Source organism: Sorangium sp. So ce426 (assembly GCF_051475585.1).
GTDB classification, from domain to species: domain Bacteria; phylum Myxococcota_A; class Polyangia; order Polyangiales; family Polyangiaceae; genus Sorangium; species Sorangium cellulosum_B.
On record NZ_CP150341.1, the window covers coordinates 8,103,163 to 8,126,500 of the forward strand.

Here is a 23,338-nt window from a genome sequence, read left to right on the forward strand (position 1 = left end):
CCAGGCCGCGCCAGCGTGATGATACACGTGGAGGTCCCACGCGCCATGACCACCGCCCTCCCCGCCTCCTTCGCCGATCTCCCGCTCCTTCAGGGCCGCAACCCCCTCGCCCGCCGCATCGAGACGCGGCATGGATTCCCCATCCTCCCCGGCCGCTTCCCGGTCGTGGGCCACATGCCGGCGATCGCCGTCGACGAGCTCGGCCTGCTCCGCGAGGGCCAGCGCCGCTTCGGCTCCCTCTTCTTCTGGGCTCCTGGCGTCGACGCCTGGCAGCTCATCTACGCATCGAACGAGGCCTTCTCGCTCTTCAAGAGCAAGGCCGTCGACTCCTCGTATCTGACCGAGGGCGGCGTCGGCCACCTCTTCGGTCAGACGCTGATGGCCCACGACGGCGCCTCGCACCGCCGCCTCCGCACCGCGATGAACGGGCCGTTCTCGCCGAAGGGCCTCGACGCCGCGGAGGTCGGCGCGATCGTCGCGACCAGCGTCGAGCGCAAGGTCCGCTCGTGGCTCGGCCGGCGCGACGTCCAGCTGCTGCGCGAGACCCGCGAGCTGGCCCTGGAGGTGATGTTCAAGATCACCGGTGTCGAGGACGACGAGCTGCCCGAGTGGCGCCACTATTACGAGGATCTGATGCTCGTGATCCTCAGCCTGCCCTTCGACGTGCCGGGCTCGCCGCGGCGCCGCGGCCTCCGCGCCCGCGCCTGGCTCGACGAGCGCATCGGCCGGATCCTCGCCGGCGTGCGCGCCCGCGGCGACGCGAAGGGCCTCCTGCCGGCGCTGCTCACGGCCCGCGACGAGCAGGGCGAGCCGCTCTCGGAGCAGGATCTCGTGGGCAACCTCCGGCTGCTCCTCCTCGCCGGCCACGAGACCTCGGCCTCGGTCATGGCCTGGTGCGTCGCCCACCTCGCCGAGAGCCCCGCGGTCTGGCGCGCGCTCCGCGAGGAGGCGTCGAGCGCGCCGGATCTCCCGCGCTCCCCCGCGGATCTCCGCCGCTTCCCCTACGCCGAGGCCGTGTTCCGCGAGGCGCTCCGCCTCCACCCGCCGGTGCCGCACGACGCCCGCCGCGCCGTCGCCGATTTCGAGCTCGACGGCCGCGCCGTCCCCGCAGGGACCCACGTGGCGATCCCGCTGATCCTGCTCTCGCGCGATCCCGAGCTCTACCCGGATCCGGACAGCTACCGCCCCGAGCGCTGGCTCGGCCGCAAGGAGGCGCTCTCGCCGCTCGAGATCGCCCAGTTCGGCGGCGGCGCGCACTTCTGCCTCGGCTATCACCTCGCCTGGATGGAGATCGTCCAGTTCCTCGTCGCGCTCGGGCGGGAGCTCCCGGCCTCTGGCCCCAGGCTCCAGGGCGGATTCCCCGCCTCGCGCTACCTCCCGGTGCTCCGCCCGTCGGGGGGCACGCGCGTCCGATTCGACGGCTGAAGCGCCGCGTCCGGCGACACCATGACAAGCGGTCCGTTGCGCGGTTGATGGCGCGATCGTACAGGCCGCGATGATCAGCTGGCAAAGCCCATCTGATTCATCGCCTTGTCGGGCCGCATCTGTTGACCATCAGGAGAGCACTTCGGCGGCGTTCTTCGCCGCAAGGACGTTATCGATCCAGCGGTCGAGGGTCGCAATGTCCGTACACGCCTGGATGCGAGCGCTCTCGCTCTCGGTGAGCGCGATGTCTGCACGCGCCAGCAGCCGCAGCAGCGTGTCCCTCTTGCCCTCGAGCTTGCCCTCACGTAGACCCTTGAGCTCGCCCTCACGTAGGCTCGCGAGCTTGATGCGATCCATCAGCTCCCGCACGAACGGAAACCTCGCCTCGTCTTCGATCTGCCGTTCCATGACCAACGCCTCCAGAGCCCGCCGCATGGGCTCACGCAACCCGCTCCAGATGACCTGAAAGTAGACCATCGCGTGCTCCTGGTCGAGCCGCCCAAGCGCAACGAGCGCGGCCTTGACCACGGTGAGCCCGCTCGGCCCATTGCCGTGCGCCACCGCCGAGAGCACGGCCAGCTCGGCGTCCTTCTCCGCGTCGGCTGGGTCGGTGATCTCGGGGACGACGGCCGGACCGAGCACCAGCGGCTCGACGTGGCCGAGGCCCAGGCCGAGGTCGATGTTCTCCGCCGCCCAGGCGGCCACCCCGGCGTCCGGCGCGATCACGAGGACGACCGTGCCGCAGCGCTTCCTGGCACGCACGACCGTGACGTACGTCGGCCACGAGAACTTCTTGTCCGGATCCATGTCGCGCTGGACCTCGATGACGATCGCAAGCACCAGCGCGCCGCTCGCGTCTCGAAGCTCGAGCACCAGATCAGCGCGAAACTCCACCGGGAGGAGCTGGTCGAGCGACGATTCGACGACCCCGACCGAGGTGTGTGGCGGCACCTCGAGGCGGAAGAGCGTCGCGAGCCAGTGGGGCGCGAGCTCGGGGTGCTCACGGAACATCTCGACGAGGGCGTTGTGCTCGAGCGTCGGCATGACGCTCGGCCTCGAGCACACCCCGTGCCGACACGAAACAACGGGAAAACGCGAGGAGAGATCCACCTCAGGGGGTGGCGGCGCCATGGCGGATGGAGGCGGCCACGACGCATCCCTCCATGGCAGCCCGACCCAACGACTTGGTCTTCTGCCGCGCGTGGGTGCGCGCAGCGTGCAGGGCAAGCACGAAGTGTTCGTCTCTCGCTCGCAGGCGACGACCATGGCCACGGTACGTGGCGCGTCTCTCACTCGGCTCCGGCGAGCAACCGCTCGATCTCGTGCATCGTCTCGACGTCATCGCCGACCATCGCCTTCATCGACCGGATCCTGCGGCACACGATCGCAGCGATCTTGTCTTCAACGGTATCATCGGCATACGCCCAGTAGACCTGCGCAAAGCGTCCATCGCGGTGGCAGCGGCCCTCGATCTGCGCCATCTGGATCGCCGACCACCGCAGATCGTGGATCACCGCCGAGCGCGGCACCTCGTTGTGCTCGCCCTGGTGGAGCGAGATCCCCTCTTCCACGGTGAAGAGCACGACGCGCGGCTCGCCGCGCTGGAAGCGGAGGCGCTCGGCCTCCTTCTCGCCGGCCGGCAGCGCGCCGTGGATCAGCGCGCACGGGACGCGCTCCCGGGCCAGCGCGGCCTCCACGGCCTCGAGCGTCTCCATGAAGGCGACGGAGACCGCGACCTGATGCCCGTTGTCGAGCAGCTCACGCACCAGCTCCACGGTGCCGGCCACGCGGATGAGCGAGCTCTTCTGTCGCAGGCGCAGCATCGCGGCGAGCGCCGACCTCGGGTTCGCGCCCTTTGGCAGGAGATCCATCTCCCGGCGGAACGCGGTCCACGCCTGCGCGTAGAGCTCGCGCGCGGAGGCGTCGAGCTCGAGCGGGGTGAGGATGCGGTTGATCTCGGGCCAGCCGGCCACGTCCTCCGGCCGACGCCGCATCCCGACCGCCGGACGGCCGTCGAACAGGAGGGCACGCACCTTCTCGCAGTCCGCCGGATCGCCGCGCCAGTCCCACCTGCCGAACGCGCCGCGCGCAACCCCGAGCCCCTGGCCTTCGCACCACTGCTCGAAGTCCTTCAGATCCGCGGAGCGGCTCCCGGTCGCGCTCGCCAGGAGCGGCGCGAGATACGACAGCTCCAGCGGGTTCTGCCCCGCGGTGGCCGAGAGCCACAGCACGAACCGTGCGCGTGCGTTGAGCTTGACCGCGAGCTTGGAGCGCGCCGCCGCCGGGTTCTTGCAGCGATGGCTCTCGTCCCAGATCACCACGTCGAACTCCGCGGCGCTGCCGGCGCGCGCGAGGCCCTTCTTCGATCGGATCCTCCGCCGCGCCTCCGGGGTCACCTCGAAGAGCTTGCCCAGCCGATCATAGTTGATGATCACGATCTCTTTGCCTGCGTCGCCCATGGCCTGGACCGTGCGGCGCCAGTGCGCGACGACGGCGAGCGGACAGACGATCAGCACCGTCGTGACGTCCGGCATCTGGAGGACCGCTGCCCAGGCGGTGATCGTCTTGCCGAGGCCGACGTCGTCGGCGAGGAGGAACCCGGCGCGCCTGGCGGCCTTCGCGGCGGCGATGGCCCGCACGCCGTCCAGCTGGTGCGGGCGGAGGATCACCGCCCCGGCGGGGGCGGCCGGCGCGGGCGCGGGGTCGTCGTTGAGCTCGTGCTCGATGCGTCGCTCCCACGAGTACGGCGCGGCGCGGAACGGCGCGAGGGCCGGCGGGAGCGTCTCTGCGCGAACGACGAACACGCCGTGCTCCGCGTCCCAGCGCGCGCCGCTCGCGGACGCGACCGCGCGCATCGCGAACGGGACGTCGAGCACATGGGCTCGCTCCGGCGCCGCACGCGGAGCGGGGGCCGCTGGCGGGGCCGCTCCGGAAGCTCTACGCGGGGCCGACACCGTTCGCTTGGCACGCATCGTCGTCATGACGACCCTGATACCAGCGCGGACGCGCGCCCGCGCTAGAAGACGCCGCGCATGGCGGCGCCGAGGTGCAGGATCTGGAGCGGCGTGTCCGAGGGCGTGGAGGGCCGCCGCGCCTCATTGCGGGCAGCTCGGGTAGAGGTTGAAGACACCCTCCGCGTCGAGCTTCGACGAGATCGACTCCAGGTACGACACACCGTCCGCGTGGCACGTCGGATGACCAGCGGCGTTCGTTGTGCAGTCCGTCTCGTTCGGGAGCGAGCCCTTGCACGGTCCGAGGAGGGTGAGCTTGCACGTCGGCGACGAGTCGCAGATGCGCAGCTTCGCGAACTGGCTCCACACATCGCCGCACGCGAGCTGCGCGCCCTCATCCGCGCAGGCATAAGCGACTTCCTGGCCCGGGACGAAGATGTTGCCGAACATGGTCGCGTCCGGGAACGTGTACTGCGCCGGGCTCATCCACGGCGCGTCCGCGAGGCCCGGGTGCTTGCCCACCATGCGGATCGGCACCTCCTCCAGGAAGCCGTTCAAGGTCTGGAGGAGACACGCCGTCACCCAGCGCTGCGGGGACGTGAAGGACAGCGCCTGACTCCGCCACGGCGCCGCGAGGCCGAGCGCCCCCTTGTACACGTAGGAGGACGCGCCCACCACGCCCGTCACCGTCGTGTCCGGGCGGAGCGCGCAGCCCACGACATAGTGGAGGAGCTTGCGGCCCTGCGCTGTCTCCAGGAGCGGCGTGCTCGCGAGCTTGCCAGCGCCGTCCGCGAGCGGGGCCATGGCGAGCCGCTGGAGCATCTGTATCGTCCGCGGCTCCCAGAAGAACTCCGGATCGTCGCCGTTGGGAAAGACATAGGCCTGCTCGACCGACGCCACATCGCCCTCGGCCGCGAGGTCCTCCTCGCTGTCGTGATCCGCCGCCGGCGTCACCACGCATCCAATTGCGAACAGGCACGTACCGAGCAGCGCTGTCACCGGGGCTCCAAAGCTCGACATGATTTTCTCCTGAGCGACGCCGTGCGGCGCGTTCTGACCGGCTAATTCCAGGTTTCGTGCCAGGCGGTCGACCCCCCTCCCGCACGGGACGCCGGCGCGCCCTTTCATGAAGAATCCACAATTATATCCACTATTTACAAACCGACTCCGGCGCGAGGGCGGGCGCCCCGGGGCATCGGGTGGAGGCGCTGCCCCTCACCCGCCGATGCCCGGAGCCGCCATCCGATCCAGCTGGGCCGCGAGCCGCGCCAGGCGGGCGCGGAAGCCCGGCGCGTCGTCGAGCTGCGCCGCCGCTTCCTGGAGAGCGCAGGCCGCCTCCCGTGGCCGCCCGCCGGCGATCGCCAGTTCGGCGCGCATCGAGAGCAGCTCGACGAGCTCGATGGCCAGGAGCCCGCCCCGGCACCGCGACAGCACGTCCTCCCACGGATCGGCGCTCGCGGACGGCTCGCGCGCGCGGAGGCCCTGCTCGCAGAGCACCAGGTGGAGCGCGCGGTAGAACGCCCACAGCGAGGGCGCCGAGGGGTCGGGCGGGCAGCTCCGCTCGATCCACGAGAGGTGGCGGCTCGCCTCGTCGTGGCAGCGCCTCGAGACGAGGATGCGCGCGAGGAGCAGGGAGCACTCGGGCGCGGCGTGCTCGAAGAACCGCCGCTCGAGCACGTGCGCGCGGCGGGCCAGCTCCAGCGCCTCCTCCCCGTGGTCGCTGGCGTGGAGCAGCTCCGCCGCGTTCAGCGTCACGTGGCGCTCCAGGACAGGGTTTCCTAGCTCGCGCGCCAGCGCGATGGCGTGGCGCATGTCCGCCATGGCGAGGTCGAGCTCGCGCCGCATCGCCCTCAGCGGGATGCGGCACGCGCAGGCGGCGCAGAGGTGAGGCCAGTCCTCGGCGGACGACGCCAGGGCGAACGTCTCGTCGAAGCGGGCGTTCGAGAGATCGAGCTCTCCCAGCCACATCAAGGCGGGCGACAGCAGGAGGAGCGCGACGATCCTGGTCCCGTAGTCGCCCTCGGCCTCCGCGCTGGCGGCGCCTCGCGTGAGCAGCTCGACGGCCTCGGCGACCCGGCCGCGCCGGAAGCAGGTGCGCCCCTCGGCGACGAGCGCGCGGCCCTCGAGAGAGCGCGCGCCGAGCCGATCGACGAGCGCGCGCGCCGAGCCGACGCGCTCGGCCGAGCGATCGAACTCGCCCGCCCAGTCGAGCGCGGCCGCCTCCTCGAGCAGCACGTCCGCGAGGGAGGCGCCGTCGCCGAGCTCCGCGGCCAGCGCCCGCGCGGCCGCGAGGTCGTCCGTGGCCTCGCGCGTCCGGTCGACGCGGTAGCGGCTCTTGCCCCGCCCCGCCAGCGCGCGCGCCCGCCGGCGGGCGTCGTCCGCCGCCGCGAACGAGAGCGCCGCCGTGTAGTGCCGGTCCGCCTCGACGTGGCGGTGCCGCGCGAACGCGAGATCGGCGAGCGTGAGGCACGCGTCCGCCGCCGCCTCCCGCGCCCCGCACCCGCCGGCGTGCCGCGCGAGCGGCGCGAGGAGCTCCGGGCGAGGCCCCTCCGCCTCCGCCCTGGCCGTGAAATACGCGAGCGCGCGCCGGTGGATCTGCGCGCGCTCCGCCGGATCGAGCAGCTCGACCACCGCGTCCTGGAAGACGGCGCTCTGGAACGAGTATCGCTCGCCCGCGCCGCGCTCCAGGATCCTGTGCTCGACGAGGGCGCTCAGGCCGTAGCCCGCGTCGATGGGCGTGCCGGCTTCCCCCACCCGGGCGATCGAGTCCAGGATCTGCTCGAGCTCCGCGCGGGCGAACGCGTCGCCGAGCACCGCGCAGAGCCGGACGCACGCCGCGAGCTCCGGCGAGAGCGCGTCGAGCCGCCGCTCCGCGAGCCATTGCCACGCGGGCGACGGGGGGAGGCTGTCGAGCTCGGCCGTGGCGACGTAGTGGCTGCCGGCGTTCACGCGGCGCTTCACGAGGCCGGCGCGCTTGAGCGAGCGCACGAGCTCCACGAGGCACGCCGGGTTGTTGCCCGCCCAGCGCGCGAGCCGGCGCAGCGTCTCGGCAGGGGGGTACTCCGCCGGCCGCAGCAGCTCGGCGGCGAGCGCCATCGCCGCCGCGTCGTCGAGCGGCGCGAGCGCCGCGCGGTCGTGGCGCTGGGTGCGCGCGCCCCAGGCGCGGCGCACCTGCTCGAAGCGGGGGTGCGCGGCGACGAGCACCCACAGCGCGACGCCGGAGCCGTCGAGCGTGGCGTACTCGAGCGCGTCGACCAGCGCGTCGTCGGCCCAGTGCGCGTCGTCGACGATCACCGCCACCGGCCCGCGCTGGGCGCGCCGGCGCAGCGCCTCGCCGAGCGCCTGGACCACGCCGTGGTGGAGCGAAGCGGGCGCGCCGCGCGCGGGCAGCGGCGACCAGCCGAGCGCCGCCGCGACCGACGGCCACGTCGCCTCGCCGAGCGCGGCGCCGAGCCGCTCGCGGCAGAACGCGGCGACGTCCGGCGGCGCCTCCGCGGGCGCGTCGAGGACACGGCCGAGGAGCTCGGCCGCGTCGCGCGCCGCGTCGCCGAGCAGCGGCTGCGCCGCGCGGAGCGAGACAACGAGCGCCCCGGCGTCGCAGCGGAGCGCCGCCGAGGCGGCCTCCGCCGCGAGGCGGCTCTTCCCGAGCCCGGTATCGCCGATCAGCGTGAACAGCCCCGGGCACGTGCCGTCGAAGGCCGCGCGCGCGCTCTCCGCGATCGCCGCGAGGACGTCGTCGCGGCCCGCGAGCGGGACCTCGATCTCGACGGAAGGCTCGGCCTCGGCCGAGGCGGGCCGGCCGTCGCTGTCCTCGCGCGCCGGCAGGACACGCTCGATCTCGGCGGAGAGGGCGACGCCCGACCACGGCTCCGGCGGCAGCCATGTCTCGGGTCGCTCGACGGCGGCGCCGTACGCCGAGACGGCGCCCCGCGCCCTGCGGCGGAGGGTGACCGACGCGAGGTGCAGCGCCGCGCGCGCGCCGTGCTTCCCGGCGAGCTCACGCGCGGCGGCGAGCGCGGCCTGCGCCGGGTGCTCGGCGTCCTTGCCGGAGAAGACGGCCACGTAGCGGCTGCCGCGCTGCCGTGTGACGAACCCCTTGCGGCCGGTCACCGAGGCGATGACGGGCGACGCCGCGGCCGTCGTGTCGGCGACGAGCAGCACGACCGAGCTCCGCCCCCCGGCGATCAGCCTGGCGCCCGTCGAGTCCGCCGGCGCCGCGGCGCGCGCGGGCGGCTCGGCCGGCTCGGCCGGCGTCGCGGCGCGGTTGCGCGGCGCGCCCGGCTCGACCGGCGCGCCCGGCTCGGCCGGCGCGAAGGTGGCGCGCGCCGCGGCGAGCGCGCGCCGCAGCGAGGGCGCGTCCGCCGGGCGGCGCTCGCGATCCTTGGCGAGGCACGCCAGCGTGAGCTCCTCGAGCGCGGCGGGCACCGGCGCGAGCTTACCCGGGCGCTCCGGGCGCAGCGTGAGGTGCCCATGCTCGAGCGAGGCGCCGTCGCCCGCGAAGGGCAGCCGCAGGGTGAGCAGCTCGAAGAGGATGACGCCGAACGCGTAGACGTCGGCGCGCGCGTCGACCGCCTCGCCGCGGAACTGCTCCGGCGCCATGTACTCGGGCGTCCCCAGGACCACGCCGCTGCGGGTGAGCAGCTCCTCGCGCGCCGCATCGCCGGGCGTGCGCTCGGCGCGCTTCGTGAGCCCGAAGTCGAGCAGCACGACGCGCTCGTCCGCCGCCGCGGAGCGGCGCTCGATGAAGAGGTTCTCCGGCTTCAGATCCCTGTGGATCGCGCCCTTGTCGTGAGCGGCCTCGAGCGCGGCGAGCACGGCGTCGGCCCGCGCCGCGACCCAGCCCGGATGGGGCGGGGCGGCGAGGGCGGCGAGCTCCGAGGCGAGGGTGCGGCCGAAGAGCCGCTCCATCACGAGGTAGGGGCGACCATCGTCGAGCCGGCCGCACCCGTGGAGCCGCGCCACGTGCGGCGGACCGATGCGCTCGAGCGCGTCGGCCTCCCGGCGGAAGCGCTCTTCCAGCATCGGCGTGGTGGACATGCCGACCTTGACGGCGACCGGGGCGCCGTCCTCGTCCGAGACCCCCGCCCACACGATGGCGAAGCCGCCCTGCCCCAGGCGCTCGCCGAGCGAGACACCGGGGACGCGCGGCGGAGCGGGCGCGGACGGCTCGCCGGGCGGCGGCGTCCATCCGTCGAAGGGGCACGGCGCCACGCCCTCGCGACGCCGGTGACACAAAGGGCAGCGATGCACTCGGCCTCTCTCTGACGCAGGCGCACGGGCGCGCTAACGCAAGGCGCGCGCGCGAGCGCGAGCGCGCACCACGCCTATGCTATCGTCGGGGGCCAGCATGGTACACGTCGATGACGACACCATCCCAAGCGCGCCGCGCGGGGTGGTGAGCCCCACCGACGAGACGGTCACCCTCTCGGCCGGGGAGGAACCCACCGCGCGTGGCCGGCGCAGCGCCGAGGTGCCCTCGCCCGCCGGAGACTATGTGCTCCAGAGCGTCCTCGGCGAGGGCGGCTTCGGCGTCGTCTACCGCGGCGAGCACGCGACGCGCGGCACGAAGGCGGCGATCAAGGTCCTGCACGCCGAGCTCGCGCTGCACCCTGACGTGTGCCTCCGCTTCGAGCGCGAGGTCGTGGTGATGCAGCGGGTGCGGCACCCGAACGTGGTCGAGGTGCTCGACGTCGGCAGGCTCGAGGATGGCCGCCCCTACTTCGTCATGGAGCTGCTCGACGGCGTCAGCCTGGAGAGGCACCTCGAGGCCCGCGGCCGGCTCCCGCTGGAGGAGGCGCTCGCCGTCCTGGAGCCGCTCTGCAGCGCGCTCGACGCGGCCCATGCGCAGGCGATCGTGCACCGCGACGTGAAGCCGTCCAACGTCTTCCTGTGCTCGGGCGACATGCAGAGACGCGGCCCCCGCGTGGTCCTGCTCGATTTCGGCGTGGCGAAGCTGCTCGACGCGCCGGGGCCCGCGCTGACCACGTCGCGGCACGTCCTGGGCTCGCCCTCCAGCATGTCGCCCGAGCAGCTCACGGGCCGCCCCGTGGACGCGCGGACGGACGTCTACGCGCTCGGCGCGCTGGCGTACGCGATGCTCACGGGGGAGCCGCCGTTCGCCGGCGCGTCGTTTCCGGTGCTGCGCCAGCTCCACCTCTTCGCGAGCCCGCCCCGCCCGAGCGCGCAGGCGCGCGTGAGCCCGTCGCTCGACGACGTGGTGCTGCGGGCGCTCAGCAAGGACCCGGCGGAGCGCCAGCCGTCGGCGGGGCAGCTGCTCACCGAGCTGCGCGCGGCCGTCGCGGCGCCGCGGGCGGCGGGGGCGGCCGCGGCGCCGCGGCGATCGGCCATCGGCATCCACGTGGAGGTGCAGGCCGACCCGGGCGCGCTCGACGAGCCGACGCCGGAGCTGCTCGACGACCTCGAGTCCGTCCTGCCCTTCGCGCTGTCCGAGCTCGCGAAGGCGGGGTTCTCGACCGCGGTCGAGACGGGCACGACCGCGCTGGTGACGGCCGACCGGCCCCTCGATCCGGCGGGCGACGAGGCCGCGCGCCGCGATGCGCTCGGCGCGGCGCTCTCGCTGAGGCGGCGGCTCGGGGCGCGCGCGGGGCGCGACCGGCGGGTGCACGTCCGCCTCTGCGTGCACGTCGGCGAGCTCCAGGCGAGCGGCGAAGGCGCGCTGACGGGCGGCGACTTGCTGGAGCTCTCGGGGTGGGTGCCCGAGGGAGCGGCGGAGGGGCTCTTCGCGTCGCCCGCCCTGCTCGACGGGCTCGGCGTCGCCGCGCACCCCGCGCCCACCTCGCCGGGGTCGAGCGCGCTGCTCCGGGTGCTGGACCCTTAGCAGCGGGCGTACCCTTCGGCGCCCGCGCCGAGGCGGACCCGACACGGCGCTCCCCGTGGCGGCGACAACACCTGCGTCGTGGGCATTCACGGTCACGTCGCCTGCTGGGGCAGCGCCGAGGCGGGGCAGCTCGGGATGGGGAGCTTCGTGGATCACTCGACCCCGACCTGGATCATCGACCTCGACGGCGTGGTGGAGCTCGCCATCGGCGACCTCGCGATGTCGTGGGAGCCGAGAGACTGATTCCACGCGTCAGAAATCCCGCCAAGATCTCTGCGACGATGAGGTGGACACGGACGAAATCTTAAAGCCGCAGAGATCCTATTGGCCCGGGACTTGGACAAAAGACCCATGAGAGAGATCGACGGATGCCAGGAGCCCCCCGGAGACGGGCCAGGGTGCCATCATGCAGACATGTGGAGAATGTACGGCGAGGCGAAGGATACAGGCGTGATCCGCCGTTCTGGCGAAGCGCTGTTAGCGTATCTTGATCGCTCCTATCTATCGATCGAGGGCCAGAAGGTCCGCAAAGGATACTGCGTTACCAAGGCGGCCGGAGGCAACCCGGCGCACTTCTGCAGCGAGGCGGCTGTCGTCTCTGCCGAACTGGTCGAGTAACCGGCGGCGGGGTGCTCACCGGAGGGGCTTGCGTTCCTGCGAGCCACAAAAGGGGCTCGCAGGATGGAGCGCAGGCGAGCCACAAAAGGGGCTCGCCGGAACGCAAGCTCTCCCGCGACGAATGGCAGGCCCGCCGCGCGGCGATTTCGTGAGCCGGGGGACGCGTTCGGCTAGCATCGCGGCCGTGGCCCTGCTGCGTCCGCTCGCCCCCGCGCTCGGCGCCACGCACCTCGTGCCGATCGCCGCGCTCGTGCCGGTCCTCGCCGTCGCCGATCGCACCATCTTCCTCGCGCTGCGCGCCGAACACTACTGGACCACCGTCGTCGTGTTCGCGGCCACCGCCGACTGGATCGGCGGCGCAAAGGCGGTCCAGCTCGCGCTCTGGCTCTGGGCCGGCGTCTCGAAGCTCAACCACCACTTCCCGACCGTCGTGTGCGTGATGACGAGCAATAGCCCGTTCGCCCGCTTCGCATGGCTGCGGCGGCGCATGTACGTCCGCTATCCGGACGACCTGCGCCCGTCGCGGCTCGCGCTCGCGATGAGCCACGCCGGCACCGCGCTCGAGCTCGGCGTGCCCGTCGTGCTCGCGTGCTCGACCGGCGAGACGGCGATCGCCGTCGGCATCGCGATGGCGCTCGCGCTCCACGCCTTCATCACGAGCAATGTGCCGATGGGCGCGCCGATCGAGTGGAACCTGATGGTGGTCTACGGCGTGTTCGCGCTGTTCTGGGCCCACCCCGGCGCGTACCCGTTCGACGTCGGCCCACCTCGGCTCGGCGCGCTCCTCGCGATCATGCTTGTCGCTGTTCCGCTCCTCGGCAACATCGCGCCAGGGCGGCTCTCGTTCCTGCTCGCGATGCGGTACTACGCCGGAAACTGGCCCTATAGCGTGTGGCTGTTCCACGGCGACAGCTATCGAAAGCTCGACCGGCTCGTGAAGGCCGCGCCGTGGATCTACGACCAGCTCGGCCGGTTCTACGACCGCGCCACGTCGGTCGGCCTCGTCGGCAAGGTGCTCGCGTTCCGCCTCATGCACCTCCAGGGCCGCGCGCTGCCGGTCCTGCTGCCGAAGGCGATCGAGGGCCCGCTCCACGAGTACGAGTACCTCGACGGCGAGCTCGTCGGCGGCCTCGCGCTCGGCTGGAACTTCGGCGACGGCCACCTGCACCGCGATGGCTTGCTGCGCGCGATCCAGGACCAGTGCGGCTTCGCCCCAGGCGAGCTGCGCTGCATATTCGTCGAAAGCCAGCCGCTCGGCGGCGCGAAGATGGCGTATCAGATCCACGACGCTGCCTCCGGCCTGCTCGACGCCGGCGAGCTCGACGTGCGCGAGCTGCGCGGGCGCCAGCCGTGGGCGGGCCCGTGACCGACGTGGACGCCGCCGTCGTCGGTCCGCGCAGCGGATTGCGATCCTATGGGCTCGACCAGCTTTCACCCCTATCTGGCCAAGAGGCTGCGACTGCTCACGCGCAGCCCGAGGCGGTCCGCCCATACCGGACCGCCGCCGAGGGCGAAGGGGAGCCCTCTCCTCGAGCCATTCTCGGTGTTCGTCAACTCCTCGAGGCGCGGGGCGTAGGGGGGTACGGTTGCTGTTTACTGGCGCCCACACGGGGGATTGTTCCTTGCCCGGTCAATCCACAAACCCGTGGCGCGCCAGGGCCTGCTGGTCATCGGCGGACGCGAATGGGCTCAAGGCGATAGCATCATCGAAACCGTAGAGGACCCACCTCCCATTCACTGCAGCACGCCAAGCGCCTTTCATTCCCTCGACGCCAAGCCAGGTAAGTGCACGATCGTGGTAGTCGGCCCTGTGCTCGACCAGGATCTGTCCGGGATCGAACGAGCGCAGGCGCCCCTTCTGCGGGAGCCGCTCGAAGATGCGCTGGGCATCCTGAAAGTCCCCTTGGATCACCGCATTGACGTACTGCTTCGTCATTTCCTGTCCGGTCGCGCGGATCGTGGGGGTCGCAAGCGCGCAAAGCCTGAGGCTCAGCGGGGGCGGGCGCGCTCCATCGCCTCCGCGAGCGCGCGGTCGTCGGGCGTGCCCCGCGCGCGCAGCCCGGCGATGGCGCCGTCGCGATCCTCGGGGCGGCGGTTCTGCGACAGCTTGAGCTTGCCCTCGATCCGCGTGATCTCCATCGAGAAGCCCACGATCGCGGGGAGCAGCGCGGATCGCTTCTCCGGCGAGAGCTCCGCGACGCTCCAGGGCTCGGGCTGCCCGCGCTCGTTCACGTCGGAGAGGCGCGCGAGCAGCGCGAGGAGCGCGCCCTTGTCCTCGATGGCCCGCGGCGCGCCGTGCGCGTGGACGACGGCGTAGTTCCAGGTCGGCACGTCGTCGCGCGAGGCGTACCACCCGGGCGAGATGTACCCGTGCGGCCCGCGGAAGACGGCCAGGACCAGCGTGCTCCCGTCGAGCGCGCGCCGGATCGGGTTGGCCCGCGCGACGTGCGCGAGCAAGGTGCCGTGAGGGCCGCTGTCGCGCTCCAGAAGGAACGGCAGGTGCGCGATCATGGGCACGCCGTCCTCCCCGGGCGCGATGAGCATGCCGAAGGAGTGCGCGTCGATGAGATCGTGGAGGTCGGCGAGGTCGGGTGCCTCGAAGGCTCTGGGGAGGTAGATGGATCGCGGCGCGCCCGTCGTCGTCATGACGGCAGGGTGTACCACCGCCCGCGCCGACGGCGAAGGAGCTCGAAGCTCTCCTCGTTCCCGGCCGGGACGACAGCTGTGCTATCCTTGTGAATCCCGTACGCCTCGCCCTGTGCCCCACGGATTAACGGATTGAATGGGCGATCCAACCTTGCTGCCGCATGAAACATCTGGCCCAGATTTCGAAGACGTGCCCAGCCCCCGGCGCAGAGGACAGGGCGCGAGCGAGAGTTGCTCTGGTCCTCCATCGAGATGCCCACCGGTACGGCCGTGGATGCACCAGACTTGATGACAGAATACCGTCTACATTGAACGATGTGGACGCTTGCGGCGAGCTCCAGGCGCCACCCCGGTTATTTTAGGACCGGCCGTCTGAGGGCTCTTGACGGCCCACTGTCGTCTGTGTTTTCTGTAACAAGTCACTCTCAACGGAGAACACCGGCGCGCTGATCCGCGGGCGTCTCGGCGAGGAACATCGCGTCTTGGGGTTGTCTCCTGCCGTTCGCTCGAGGATTCCAGGATGACTTCCTTTCCCAAATCACCCGGGCAGCCCGAGGAGCTTGACCAGGTTGCAGCGAGCGACCGGGAATCCCCCAGAATCCCAGCTCCGAGCGAGCTGGTCACCGCCCGACGCGGAATAGAGCCCCCCCAACGACCGGTTCCGGGCGACCACCTCGTGGCGCGTCAAGACATTCAATCCTTCTCCACCCCTGACCTGAGCACGGCGCTCGCCGCCAGCGGCGACATTGTCGGGTTGATGAGGGGAGACGACGTTAACCCCCTTCAGCTCGCCGGTCTCGCTGTGCGTGGAGCCGCTGCCGCCCTCGGTAGCCGCGAGCCTTCACAGCTCCTCGATCAGGGCGGTTCCATCGCCCGCCGCGCCCTCGAGAGCGCCCCGGCCGCTGCCCAGGCCGCCGGTGGTCTGATCCGAGGTGCCCTCGACCCGCTCCGCGTCGACGACTTCGCGTTCGCGTGGGAGGGCGCCCCCGAGGAGATCGGGCCCTGGGATCACCTTCGGGTCGTCGAGATTCGAGGCACCGAGGCGCTCTCGCGCCTCTACCGCTATGAGATCGTCCTCGTCGCGCGCGACCCCTCGCCCGAGGTGGACCCCGAGGAGCTCATCCAGGCGCGGGCCACCCTGCGCATCGTCACGCACGACACGCCCAGCGTCCGCCTCGTTCACGGCATCATCGCCGAGGCCGAGGAGCTCGGCTGGGTCCAGGGCGGGACCGTCTACCGCGTCGCCCTCGTCCCGCCGCTCGCGCGCGCCCTGCACCGCACGCGCTGCCGTATCTTCCACCAGAAGACCACCCGGCAGATCATCGACGCCGTCCTCCAGGGCGACCCCGAGCTCCGCCGCCAGGACGACGCCACCGCGCCGGCCGCCGATGTCGATCCCCTCTTCACGCCGGCCCGCGAGTTCTTCGCGTGGCGCGTCGCGGATACGTCGCGGATCGACCAGGTCGCAGCGCGGCCCTATTGCGTCCAGTACAACGAGAGCGACCTCGCCTTCATCGCGCGCCTCCTCGAGGAGGAGGGGATCGCCTACCACTTCGAGCACGGTGACGGCGTCTGTCTCCTCGTCCTCGCCGACACGGACCAAGGTCGGGCGCCGCTCGACCCCGCCACGCCCCTCGGCCCCAACGTCCTCGGCCGCGCTGTGAGCGGCATGAAGCTCGGCGCGCGCCTGCGCCCCAGGAAAGTCTCGCTCGTCGACTACAACTGGAAGAACCCCGGGCTCGACCTGTCCGTCGCCGCCCCGGCGCGCCCCAGCCCGGCCGAGCTCGTCGACCATGAGTACCCGGGGCGCTACCCGGACAAGCCCGACCAGGGCCAGCCGCTGGCCGCCGCGCGCCTGGACAGGCTCGGCGTCGAGGCGAGCTACGCGGTCGGCGAAGGGTCCTGCCGGCTGCTCTCGGCTGGCTCCATCTTCGCGCTCGAGAATTTCAGGCCGCGCCACGACGGCGAGTACCTCGTCACGCAGCTCGACGTGCGCGCCCGCCAGGACGGCGCGCTGCCGCCAGGCGCGCTCGCCGCGACCTTGTCGACAGCCGCGCTCGACAGGCCCTATGCGGTCACGTTCGAGTGCGCCCGCCGTGGCAAGGAGGGCGCCGTGGCAGACTCACGCTTTCGCCCCGCGCGCGTCACGCCGAAGCCGCGCGTCCAGGGGACGCAGACCGCGTTCGTCACGGCCGATCCCGGCGCGCAGGGCGCCGAGATCAACGTCGGCGGCCCGCCAGGCGCCGAGATCGGCTGCGTGCGCGTAAAGTTCCACTGGGACAAGGAGACGGAGCGCCACGCCAAGGAGCCGACCTCGTGCTGGGTGCGGGTCAGCCAGGTCTCTGCGGGCGCGGGTGAAGGGGGAGTGTGGCACCCGCGCGTGGGCGTCGAGGTGATCGTCGACTTCGAAGAGGGCGACCCCGACCGTCCGATCGTCGTCGGGCGCGTCTACAACGGCAAGAACCGGCCGCCGGGCGGCGCGCCGACGGTCAGCACCCTGAAGAGCATGACGAGCCCCGGCGGCGGCAGCCACAACGAGCTGCGGTTCGACGACACGGCAGGAGCGCAGCAGATCCTCCTGCACACGCCGCATGACTGGAACAGCGAGGTCGGCAACGACCGGAGCGAGCAGGTGAGCGTGAATTCCAGCTCCACGGTCGGCAGCAACCGGAACGAGTCCACCGGTGCGGACCGGAGCACGATGGTCGGCGGGAACAATTCCGAGCTGATCGGCGGCAACGAGTCGGTCATCGTGGGCGCCAACCAGAACGTGTTCATCGGCGCCAGCCAGACGGCCTCGATCGCCACAAACCAGACGCTCATCGTCGGCGCGGATCAGTCCGAGTGCGTGGCCGGCAACCGCAAGATCACGGTCATCAGCAACGACGAGGAGTCCGTCACCGGTACGCAGACCATCACCGTCACGCGCGCGCAGACGACCACCTACCTGGCCACGCATGATGTGAACGTGACTGGCAACGAGAAGATCCACGCTGGCGGCACGCAGACCTTCGAGGCGATAGGAGCCCAGGCGCTGACGTCGACGGTGAGCCAGAAGATGGAGGCACCAGAACAGGAGATCAAGGCGGGCGGCACGCAAACGCTAAAATCGACGCGCCTGGCCGTGGACGCCAGCAGCGAGATGAAGGTGGACACGCCCACATTCGAGGTGAACGGATCGCGAATCGAGCTCAAGGGTGGCCAGATCCTGATCAAGGGCGGTCAGGTCACCGTCGAGGATGGCGAGATCAACATCCGCGGTGGAAAGGTCACGGTGAACGGATCGCCCATCGAGATGGACGGCGGCGCCAACGTCAGCGTGACCGCCGGCCTGATCAAGCTGAACTGACGGCCCATGCGCTTCGCCAACGAGACCCCGCTGCCTGCGGCGATGATCCCGAACGGCGACGAGGACGACCGCATCACGGCGCTCTTCCTCTGCGCCGTCACCTACCGCGTCGCCGCGGGCGGCCTGACCGTCGCTCCGGCCCAGCGCCCCCTGCTGCTCGATCCGAACCTGCCTTACCCGCACGATGGCATGTTCCTCAAGACCGCCGCCTCGGTCTGTGCGACCGGCTTCGTCTACCCGGCGCAAGGTCAGTCACGCGAGGCGACGGCCACGCTGCGCGTGGGCGACCGCGACGCGACGATCGTCGCGGTCGGCCCGCGCGTCTGGCAGCGCGGGATCGGGGGCGGCCTGACGCCGAGCAGCCCGCTGCCGTTCGATCGCGTCGCCATGACCTGGCAGAACGCTTATGGCGGCACGAACGACGAGCCCGCGCGCGTCGTCGAGCTCGACGGCGAGGAGGCGTTCGTCCCCGAGCACGAGAGCGGCTATCCGATGAACTTCGACGGCAAGGGCTTTTACACCGATCCGGGGCAGGCCCTGGACCGGCCCCTGCCTCAGCTCGAGCACCCCGACCAGCGCATCCGCCGCTGGGACGACCACCCCGAGCCCGTCTGCTTCGCCCCCTATCCCTTGTGGGGCGGCCTGCGCGCCGTGCACGTGTGGCACGACCAGAAGCTCGACCTGGCCGGCGCCGGCAAGCTCGCGAGCCGCGCCGCCCCCCGGACCACCGTCGATGCCCTCCCGCCGGGCACCCGCGTCGCCCTCGCTGGCATGCGGCCCGGCGGCGCGGCGCTCGTCTTCGAGGCGCCGCGGGCCCCTGTCGCGGTCGAGATCGCCGTGGGCCGCGCGTCGGAGCGGAGCCTGCCGGCGCTCGATGCGGTCGACATCGACGCCGATGCCGCCGAGGTCCGCCTGCTCTGGCGGGCCACGGTCACTTACGGCCTGATCCAGTACGATCTTCGCCGGGCGCGGCTCGTCCCGACCGACGATTTCCCCCCTGGGTGAGCGGAGGAACGCCGTGCCGCACAACTTCCACGACATCAACGGGTGGTTGCTCTTCGGCATCGAGATGCACCAGGGCCTCCACGCCTTCCCGATCGTGCCGATGAAGTTCTGGAAGATCACGCTGCTCCACCCGTTCACGATGGGGGACAAGCAGCAGCCCAAGGTCCTTTTCAACGGGGTGCCCTCGGTCACACACGAGCACGCGCCGAAGTACCTCTGGCCTCACCTCGGGATCATCCCCGATCCGCTCGATCTGCTGACGCCGCTCCACGTCGCCTTCGGCACGCAGAAGTGCTGGCTGCCGCGGGGCTCGGTCGAGATCTGCGGCGAGAAGGCGACGTGCTGCGTGATCTTCGGGTCGAGCTCGGTCAACGCCGACTGCTGGGATCTTGGCAGATGGCCGTCATCGATGGTGCTCGACCCGGGCACGGTGCAGACGACGCCCTCGTTCGGTGATTTCCTGATGGGGGCAGTGACGCTGGCGATCGACCTGGTCATCGATCTCCTCTTGCAGGGCGCGTTCAGGCTCGCTGGCAGGTTTCTCAGGGCCTTGGGCCGCAGGCTGCTGATGCCGTTGTTCAGGCGGGTGAGGGCGCTCGTCGCGAGGGGGCTTCGGGCAGCCGTTCGCGGGTTGAGGCGCGCGGGGCGGTCGCTGGCGCGGGGGGCGCGGTCGCTCGGCCGGCGTGCGATGTCGGCGTTGAGAAGCATAAGGTGCGCCGTCGGCCTAGAGCCCGTCGATCTGACCGCGGGCCGGGTGATCGATGATGAGGTTGATCTCTCGCTCCCCGGCGTGATCCCGCTCGTCTGGCAACGGAGTTACTCCTCCGGCCGCGCGCTGGAGCGGACGTCGCTCGGCCGCGGCGGGTGGACCCACAGCTTCGAGCAGTGGATCGAGCGGGACGAGGAGGGGCTCACGCTCCGCGACGAGGAGGGGCGCGACCTCTATTTCCCGGCGCTCCAGCCGGGCGAGCGCTGCTTCCATCGGCCGGACCGGCTCACGCTCACCGCGCTCCAGGACGGCGGCTTCACGGTGTATGGCCACGAGACCCGGCTCACGCGCCACTTCGCGCCCGCGGTGGCCGGAGGCAGGGCGCTCTTGCGAGCGATCCGGGACGCGCACGGCAACGCGATCACCCTCGAGTACACCGGGGAGCGGCTTCACCGGGTGATCGACACGGCAGGACGCGAAGTTCGCGTGAAGATGACGCACGGCGGGCGGATCGCTCGTCTCGAGGTCTGGGCCGGAGACAGCCTTGAACAGTGGGTCGACCACGTCTACACGAAGATGGGTGAGCTGATGAGCGCGACCGATGCGCTCGGGCACGCCCAGCAGTATGCGTACGACGACGACCATCGGATGGTGAAGAAAACGCTGAAGAACGGCGTCAGCTTCTACTACGAGTACGATCCCGAGACCGGATGGTGCAAGCGGAGCTGGGGTGACGGCGGGCTGCACACGGGCGAGCTCCGGGTGGATCTCGAGCAGCGGATCACCTGGCTGACGGGCAACGACGAGCCGCGGATCCTACACTGGAACGAGGATGGGCTCGTCGTCCGGGAGGAGACCCTGGACGGGATCCTGCTCAAGACGTGCGAGTACGATGAGGATCAATACCTGATCGCCGAGGCGAACGGCGCGGGCGAGGCGACGCGGTACGAGTACGACGCGCGGGGGAACAAGATCAGGGAGGTCGATCCGGCGGGCAACGTTATGCAGTGGGAGTACGAGGAGGATCTGCTGGTTCTCCACGTGAGGCCAGACGGCCTCGTCACGCGGTACGAGCATGACCGTCGAGGCTCGCTGGTCGGAGTGACCTACCCGTCGAAGCTGCACTACAACCTGACCTATGACGAGCGCGGTCGCTTGCGGGCGATCCAGGGAGAAGAGGGGCTCCTGGCGTCGTTCACGGTCGACGCGCAGCACAACGTCGTCGAAGAGGTGGACGCGCGTGGCGCGAGGACCTCGTACGGCTATGATCTGCTGGGACGCCCCACATCGCGAACAGACGCGCTCGAACGGCGTACTTCCGTGCAGTACGACCGCCTCGGGCAGCCGCTCCTTGTCCAGCGACCCGATGGAACCGTGACGCACTCCGAGTACGACGCGCTCGGCAACCCGATCCGGATCATCGACGCGCTCGGTCAGACGACCGAGATGGAGTATGCCGGGACCGGCACACTGGCGGCGTCGAAACAGCCGGATGGACGGCAATGGCGCTTCAAGTACACGGCGGGCGAGAAGCTCCGCCGCATCGAGAACCCGCGGGGCGAGGCGTACGAGTTCGCCTATGACACCGCGGGGCGCGTCACCACGGAGGCCACCTTCGATGGGCGCGTGCTCGAGTACCGCTACGCGCCGAGCGGGCGCCTGGCCCGCATCGACTATCCGGATCGGAGCTTTCGCGCCTTCGCGCACGATCCGCTCGGCAACGTCCTCGAGGAGCTCTCCTCCGATGGACCGATCCGCTTCCACCGGGACCGGACAGGCCGGTTGCTCCGCGCGGAGGTCGATCACGGGGGAGAGCGCATCGTCACGCGCTTCGAGCGGGACGCCCTCGGGCGGGTGGTCGCTGAGACCCAGGGCGACCGGACGCTCCGCTACCGCTACGATGCGCGCGGCCAGCGCACGGAGCGGGTGATGCCGGACGGGGCGACGACCCGGTATGCGTACGACGCGCTCAACGATCTGACGCGCGTGGAGCACGACGGCTTCCAGCTCGTCCTCGAGCGCGACAAGCTTGGGCGAGAGATCTCGCGCGGGGATGCCGCAGGGCGCTTCTCGATCCGGAGCGAATACGACTCGATGGACCGCGTCATCGAGCAGCAGGTCGATGTGCGCGCGCCGGGCGGGGGTGTGCCTGACTGCGTGGTGCAACGGCTCTGGCAATACGACCCGCTGGGGCGAGTGAAGCTGGTCGAGGATCGGCGGTGGGGAGCGACCAGCTACCGCCATGACGCGATCGGGGGGCTCATCGAGGCGCGTCGGGGCGGGCGGCGGGAGGTGTTCGCCTACGACGCGGCCGGTTCGCTCCAGAAGATGCTGGAGGGGCTCGATGCCGGCCCGGAGCAAGCGGCAGAGCAGGAGCCGTGGGAGATCGGGAAAGGCAACCTGCTCCTGCGCACGGAGCGGGAGAAGTACGCCTATGACGCGCGGGGGCGGCGGGTCCTGAAGTTGGTGGGAGGGGAAGGGCCGGAGGCGCAGCGGACGGAGTACGTCTGGGATGCACGAGATCGGCTGCGGGAGGTGAAGCTCCCGTCCGGGAAGAGCGTCGCCTTTGCGTACGACGCCTTCGGGCGGCGCGTGCGCAAGGAGAATTTCGATGAAGATAACGCGCGACGCCGCGCGGTGGAGTTCATCTGGGATGGGAACGTGCTGGCGGCGGACATCGACAGCCGGCAGGGGGCGCGGTGCTTTGTTCACGCGCCGGGGACGTTCACGCCGCTGCTCCAGGCGGAGCATGGGGAGGTGTTCAGCTACGTCTGCGACCACGTAGGGGTGCCGAAGGAGCTGATCGACCGCAAGGGGAAGGTCGCCTGGTCGGCGGCTCACTCGGCGTGGGGGGACGTGACGGACGTGGTCGTCGATCCGGAGCGAGAGGGACGCCCCGAACCTGCGGTGACGTCGCCGTTCCGGCTGCTGGGCCAGTATGCGGATGAGGAGACGAGGCTCTGTTACACGCGGTTCCGGTACTTCGACGCGGACGTGGGGAGGTGGTGCAGTCCGGATCCGCTGGGCATCGCGGGCGGCATAAACATCTACGGATTCAACGGAAGTCCTGGGGTCGTCGTGGACCCGCTCGGACTACAGTGCGAGTTCGCGGATGACGTCATCGTCCATCGTATTGGTGGCGGCGACGCGAGCAACCTCACACTTAAGCCCGCGGAGCTGAAGTTGAATCCGCCAGGATTCTCTGTGCTCACAGGAGGCACGGCGGACGACGCTGCGCTGGCGATGAGACAGGCATTTCCCAACGCGACCGGGTTGCATGAAGCTTCGAGGACAGTCGGAACTGCCACGGTGGGAGACATCCGCGCGGCGGGGTTCGACGTGATGTCGGATCCGACGCGAAAATTCCCGAATCATGCACGCGTCATCCATCCAGAGGGTTCTGCCGGTTTCACGCCGAAAAATTTGGATGCTCTCTCGAAGGCGTTCACCACGACGGGGGGTCACTAGACATGAGCACCGAAGCGTTGCTGCTAATCGATAAGAGCATGCGAGCACTCGGGAAGATCACGATCGAGCATTCACACGGCAATTTGCGCGTGGGAAGATTCGAGCCGCAAGATTTTCCGAGCGAGCTCAGAGCGCTGTGCGACGAATATCAGGATCTTGTCGAGAACCAGGTCTTTGCTGCCCTCGATAGAATTGAGCTCGAGCTTGACGCTGTCGGGCTCGGTGTGCTGGAGGAGGGCTCCGGCGTGCGCACGCCGATCACCGATCTTCAGATCACGCGAGACAACCGGATCTCGTACAAAACAGGCACGCAATAAGGGGTCTGGTTG

The 23,338-nt window shown here is 70.9% G+C and carries 15 protein-coding genes; 9 read left to right on the plus strand and 6 right to left on the minus strand.

Annotated elements, in window-relative coordinates; translation table 11 throughout:
* Window positions 1-45 precede the first annotated feature (45 nt).
* Window positions 46-1,425: a cytochrome P450 gene (locus WMF44_RS29975; protein ID WP_437293475.1), complete on the plus strand. Its 1,380-nt coding sequence runs from the start codon at window positions 46-48 to the stop codon at window positions 1,423-1,425.
* A gap of 129 nt (window positions 1,426-1,554) precedes the next feature.
* Here WMF44_RS29975 and WMF44_RS29980 read toward each other — a convergent pair whose 3' ends face one another.
* The 4 genes from WMF44_RS29980 to WMF44_RS29995 all read right to left on the minus strand — a co-directional run bounded on the left by WMF44_RS29980 (window position 1,555) and on the right by WMF44_RS29995 (window position 9,587).
* Window positions 1,555-2,469, minus strand: a complete 915-nt coding sequence (locus WMF44_RS29980) for a hypothetical protein (RefSeq protein WP_437293476.1) — start codon at window positions 2,467-2,469, stop codon at window positions 1,555-1,557.
* A gap of 245 nt (window positions 2,470-2,714) precedes the next feature.
* On the minus strand, window positions 2,715-4,301 hold the full coding sequence (locus WMF44_RS29985; protein WP_437293477.1) for an SNF2-related protein: 1,587 nt from the start codon (window positions 4,299-4,301) through the stop codon (window positions 2,715-2,717).
* 219 nt (window positions 4,302-4,520) lie between these two features.
* On the minus strand, window positions 4,521-5,396 hold the full coding sequence (locus tag WMF44_RS29990; RefSeq protein WP_437293478.1) for a hypothetical protein: 876 nt from the start codon (window positions 5,394-5,396) through the stop codon (window positions 4,521-4,523).
* 195 nt (window positions 5,397-5,591) lie between these two features.
* Entirely contained in the window at window positions 5,592-9,587 is a 3,996-nt protein-coding gene (locus WMF44_RS29995; protein WP_437293479.1) for a serine/threonine-protein kinase, read from the minus strand.
* A 136-nt stretch (window positions 9,588-9,723) separates the two neighbouring features.
* On the opposite strand from WMF44_RS29995, the gene WMF44_RS30000 reads away from it, so the two are divergent.
* The 4 genes from WMF44_RS30000 to WMF44_RS30015 all read left to right on the plus strand — a co-directional run bounded on the left by WMF44_RS30000 (window position 9,724) and on the right by WMF44_RS30015 (window position 13,198).
* On the plus strand, window positions 9,724-11,214 hold the full coding sequence (locus WMF44_RS30000; protein ID WP_437293480.1) for a serine/threonine-protein kinase: 1,491 nt from the start codon (window positions 9,724-9,726) through the stop codon (window positions 11,212-11,214).
* A 78-nt stretch (window positions 11,215-11,292) separates the two neighbouring features.
* A complete protein-coding gene (locus WMF44_RS30005; protein WP_437293481.1) occupies window positions 11,293-11,457 on the plus strand; it encodes a hypothetical protein in 165 nt (54 codons plus the stop codon).
* A gap of 207 nt (window positions 11,458-11,664) precedes the next feature.
* Window positions 11,665-11,832, plus strand: a complete 168-nt coding sequence (locus WMF44_RS30010) for a hypothetical protein (protein ID WP_437293482.1) — start codon at window positions 11,665-11,667, stop codon at window positions 11,830-11,832.
* A gap of 184 nt (window positions 11,833-12,016) precedes the next feature.
* Window positions 12,017-13,198: a DUF3556 domain-containing protein gene (locus WMF44_RS30015; RefSeq protein ID WP_437293483.1), complete on the plus strand. Its 1,182-nt coding sequence runs from the start codon at window positions 12,017-12,019 to the stop codon at window positions 13,196-13,198.
* Between the two features lie 264 nt (window positions 13,199-13,462).
* On the opposite strand, the gene WMF44_RS30020 is transcribed toward WMF44_RS30015, so the two are convergent.
* Window positions 13,463-13,768: a hypothetical protein gene (locus WMF44_RS30020; RefSeq protein ID WP_437293484.1), complete on the minus strand. Its 306-nt coding sequence runs from the start codon at window positions 13,766-13,768 to the stop codon at window positions 13,463-13,465.
* A 53-nt stretch (window positions 13,769-13,821) separates the two neighbouring features.
* Window positions 13,822-14,478 carry an FMN-binding negative transcriptional regulator gene (locus WMF44_RS30025; RefSeq protein WP_437293485.1) on the minus strand — a complete coding sequence of 219 codons (657 nt, stop codon included), beginning with the start codon at window positions 14,476-14,478 and terminating at the stop codon, window positions 13,822-13,824.
* Between the two features lie 520 nt (window positions 14,479-14,998).
* Between WMF44_RS30025 and WMF44_RS30030 the strand changes: the two genes are divergently transcribed.
* From WMF44_RS30030 to WMF44_RS30045, 4 genes are read left to right on the plus strand one after another with little or no spacing between them, the layout of a single operon-like run.
* Entirely contained in the window at window positions 14,999-17,827 is a 2,829-nt protein-coding gene (locus WMF44_RS30030; protein WP_437293486.1) for a type VI secretion system Vgr family protein, read from the plus strand.
* Between the two features lie 6 nt (window positions 17,828-17,833).
* A complete protein-coding gene (locus tag WMF44_RS30035; RefSeq protein WP_437293487.1) occupies window positions 17,834-18,832 on the plus strand; it encodes a DUF2169 domain-containing protein in 999 nt (332 codons plus the stop codon).
* A gap of 13 nt (window positions 18,833-18,845) precedes the next feature.
* On the plus strand, window positions 18,846-23,009 hold the full coding sequence (locus tag WMF44_RS30040) for a DUF6531 domain-containing protein (RefSeq protein ID WP_437293488.1): 4,164 nt from the start codon (window positions 18,846-18,848) through the stop codon (window positions 23,007-23,009).
* Between the two features lie 2 nt (window positions 23,010-23,011).
* Window positions 23,012-23,326 carry a hypothetical protein gene (locus tag WMF44_RS30045; protein ID WP_437293489.1) on the plus strand — a complete coding sequence of 105 codons (315 nt, stop codon included), beginning with the start codon at window positions 23,012-23,014 and terminating at the stop codon, window positions 23,324-23,326.
* The last annotated feature ends 12 nt before the right edge of the window (window positions 23,327-23,338 follow it).

Excerpts from the sequence above, each read along its gene's own strand:
- WMF44_RS29975 (WP_437293475.1), top strand. The coding sequence starts at position 46 with ATGACCACCGCCCTCCCCGCCTCCTTCGCCGATCTCCCGCTCCTTCAG.
- WMF44_RS29980 (WP_437293476.1), bottom strand. The coding sequence starts at position 2,469 with ATGCCGACGCTCGAGCACAACGCCCTCGTCGAGATGTTCCGTGAGCAC.
- WMF44_RS29990 (WP_437293478.1), bottom strand. The coding sequence starts at position 5,396 with ATGTCGAGCTTTGGAGCCCCGGTGACAGCGCTGCTCGGTACGTGCCTG.
- WMF44_RS30000 (WP_437293480.1), top strand. The coding sequence starts at position 9,724 with ATGGTACACGTCGATGACGACACCATCCCAAGCGCGCCGCGCGGGGTG.
- WMF44_RS30020 (WP_437293484.1), bottom strand. The coding sequence starts at position 13,768 with ATGACGAAGCAGTACGTCAATGCGGTGATCCAAGGGGACTTTCAGGAT.
- WMF44_RS30025 (WP_437293485.1), bottom strand. The coding sequence starts at position 14,478 with ATGACGACGACGGGCGCGCCGCGATCCATCTACCTCCCCAGAGCCTTC.
- WMF44_RS30030 (WP_437293486.1), top strand. The coding sequence starts at position 14,999 with ATGACTTCCTTTCCCAAATCACCCGGGCAGCCCGAGGAGCTTGACCAG.
- WMF44_RS30035 (WP_437293487.1), top strand. The coding sequence starts at position 17,834 with ATGCGCTTCGCCAACGAGACCCCGCTGCCTGCGGCGATGATCCCGAAC.
- WMF44_RS30045 (WP_437293489.1), top strand. The coding sequence starts at position 23,012 with ATGAGCACCGAAGCGTTGCTGCTAATCGATAAGAGCATGCGAGCACTC.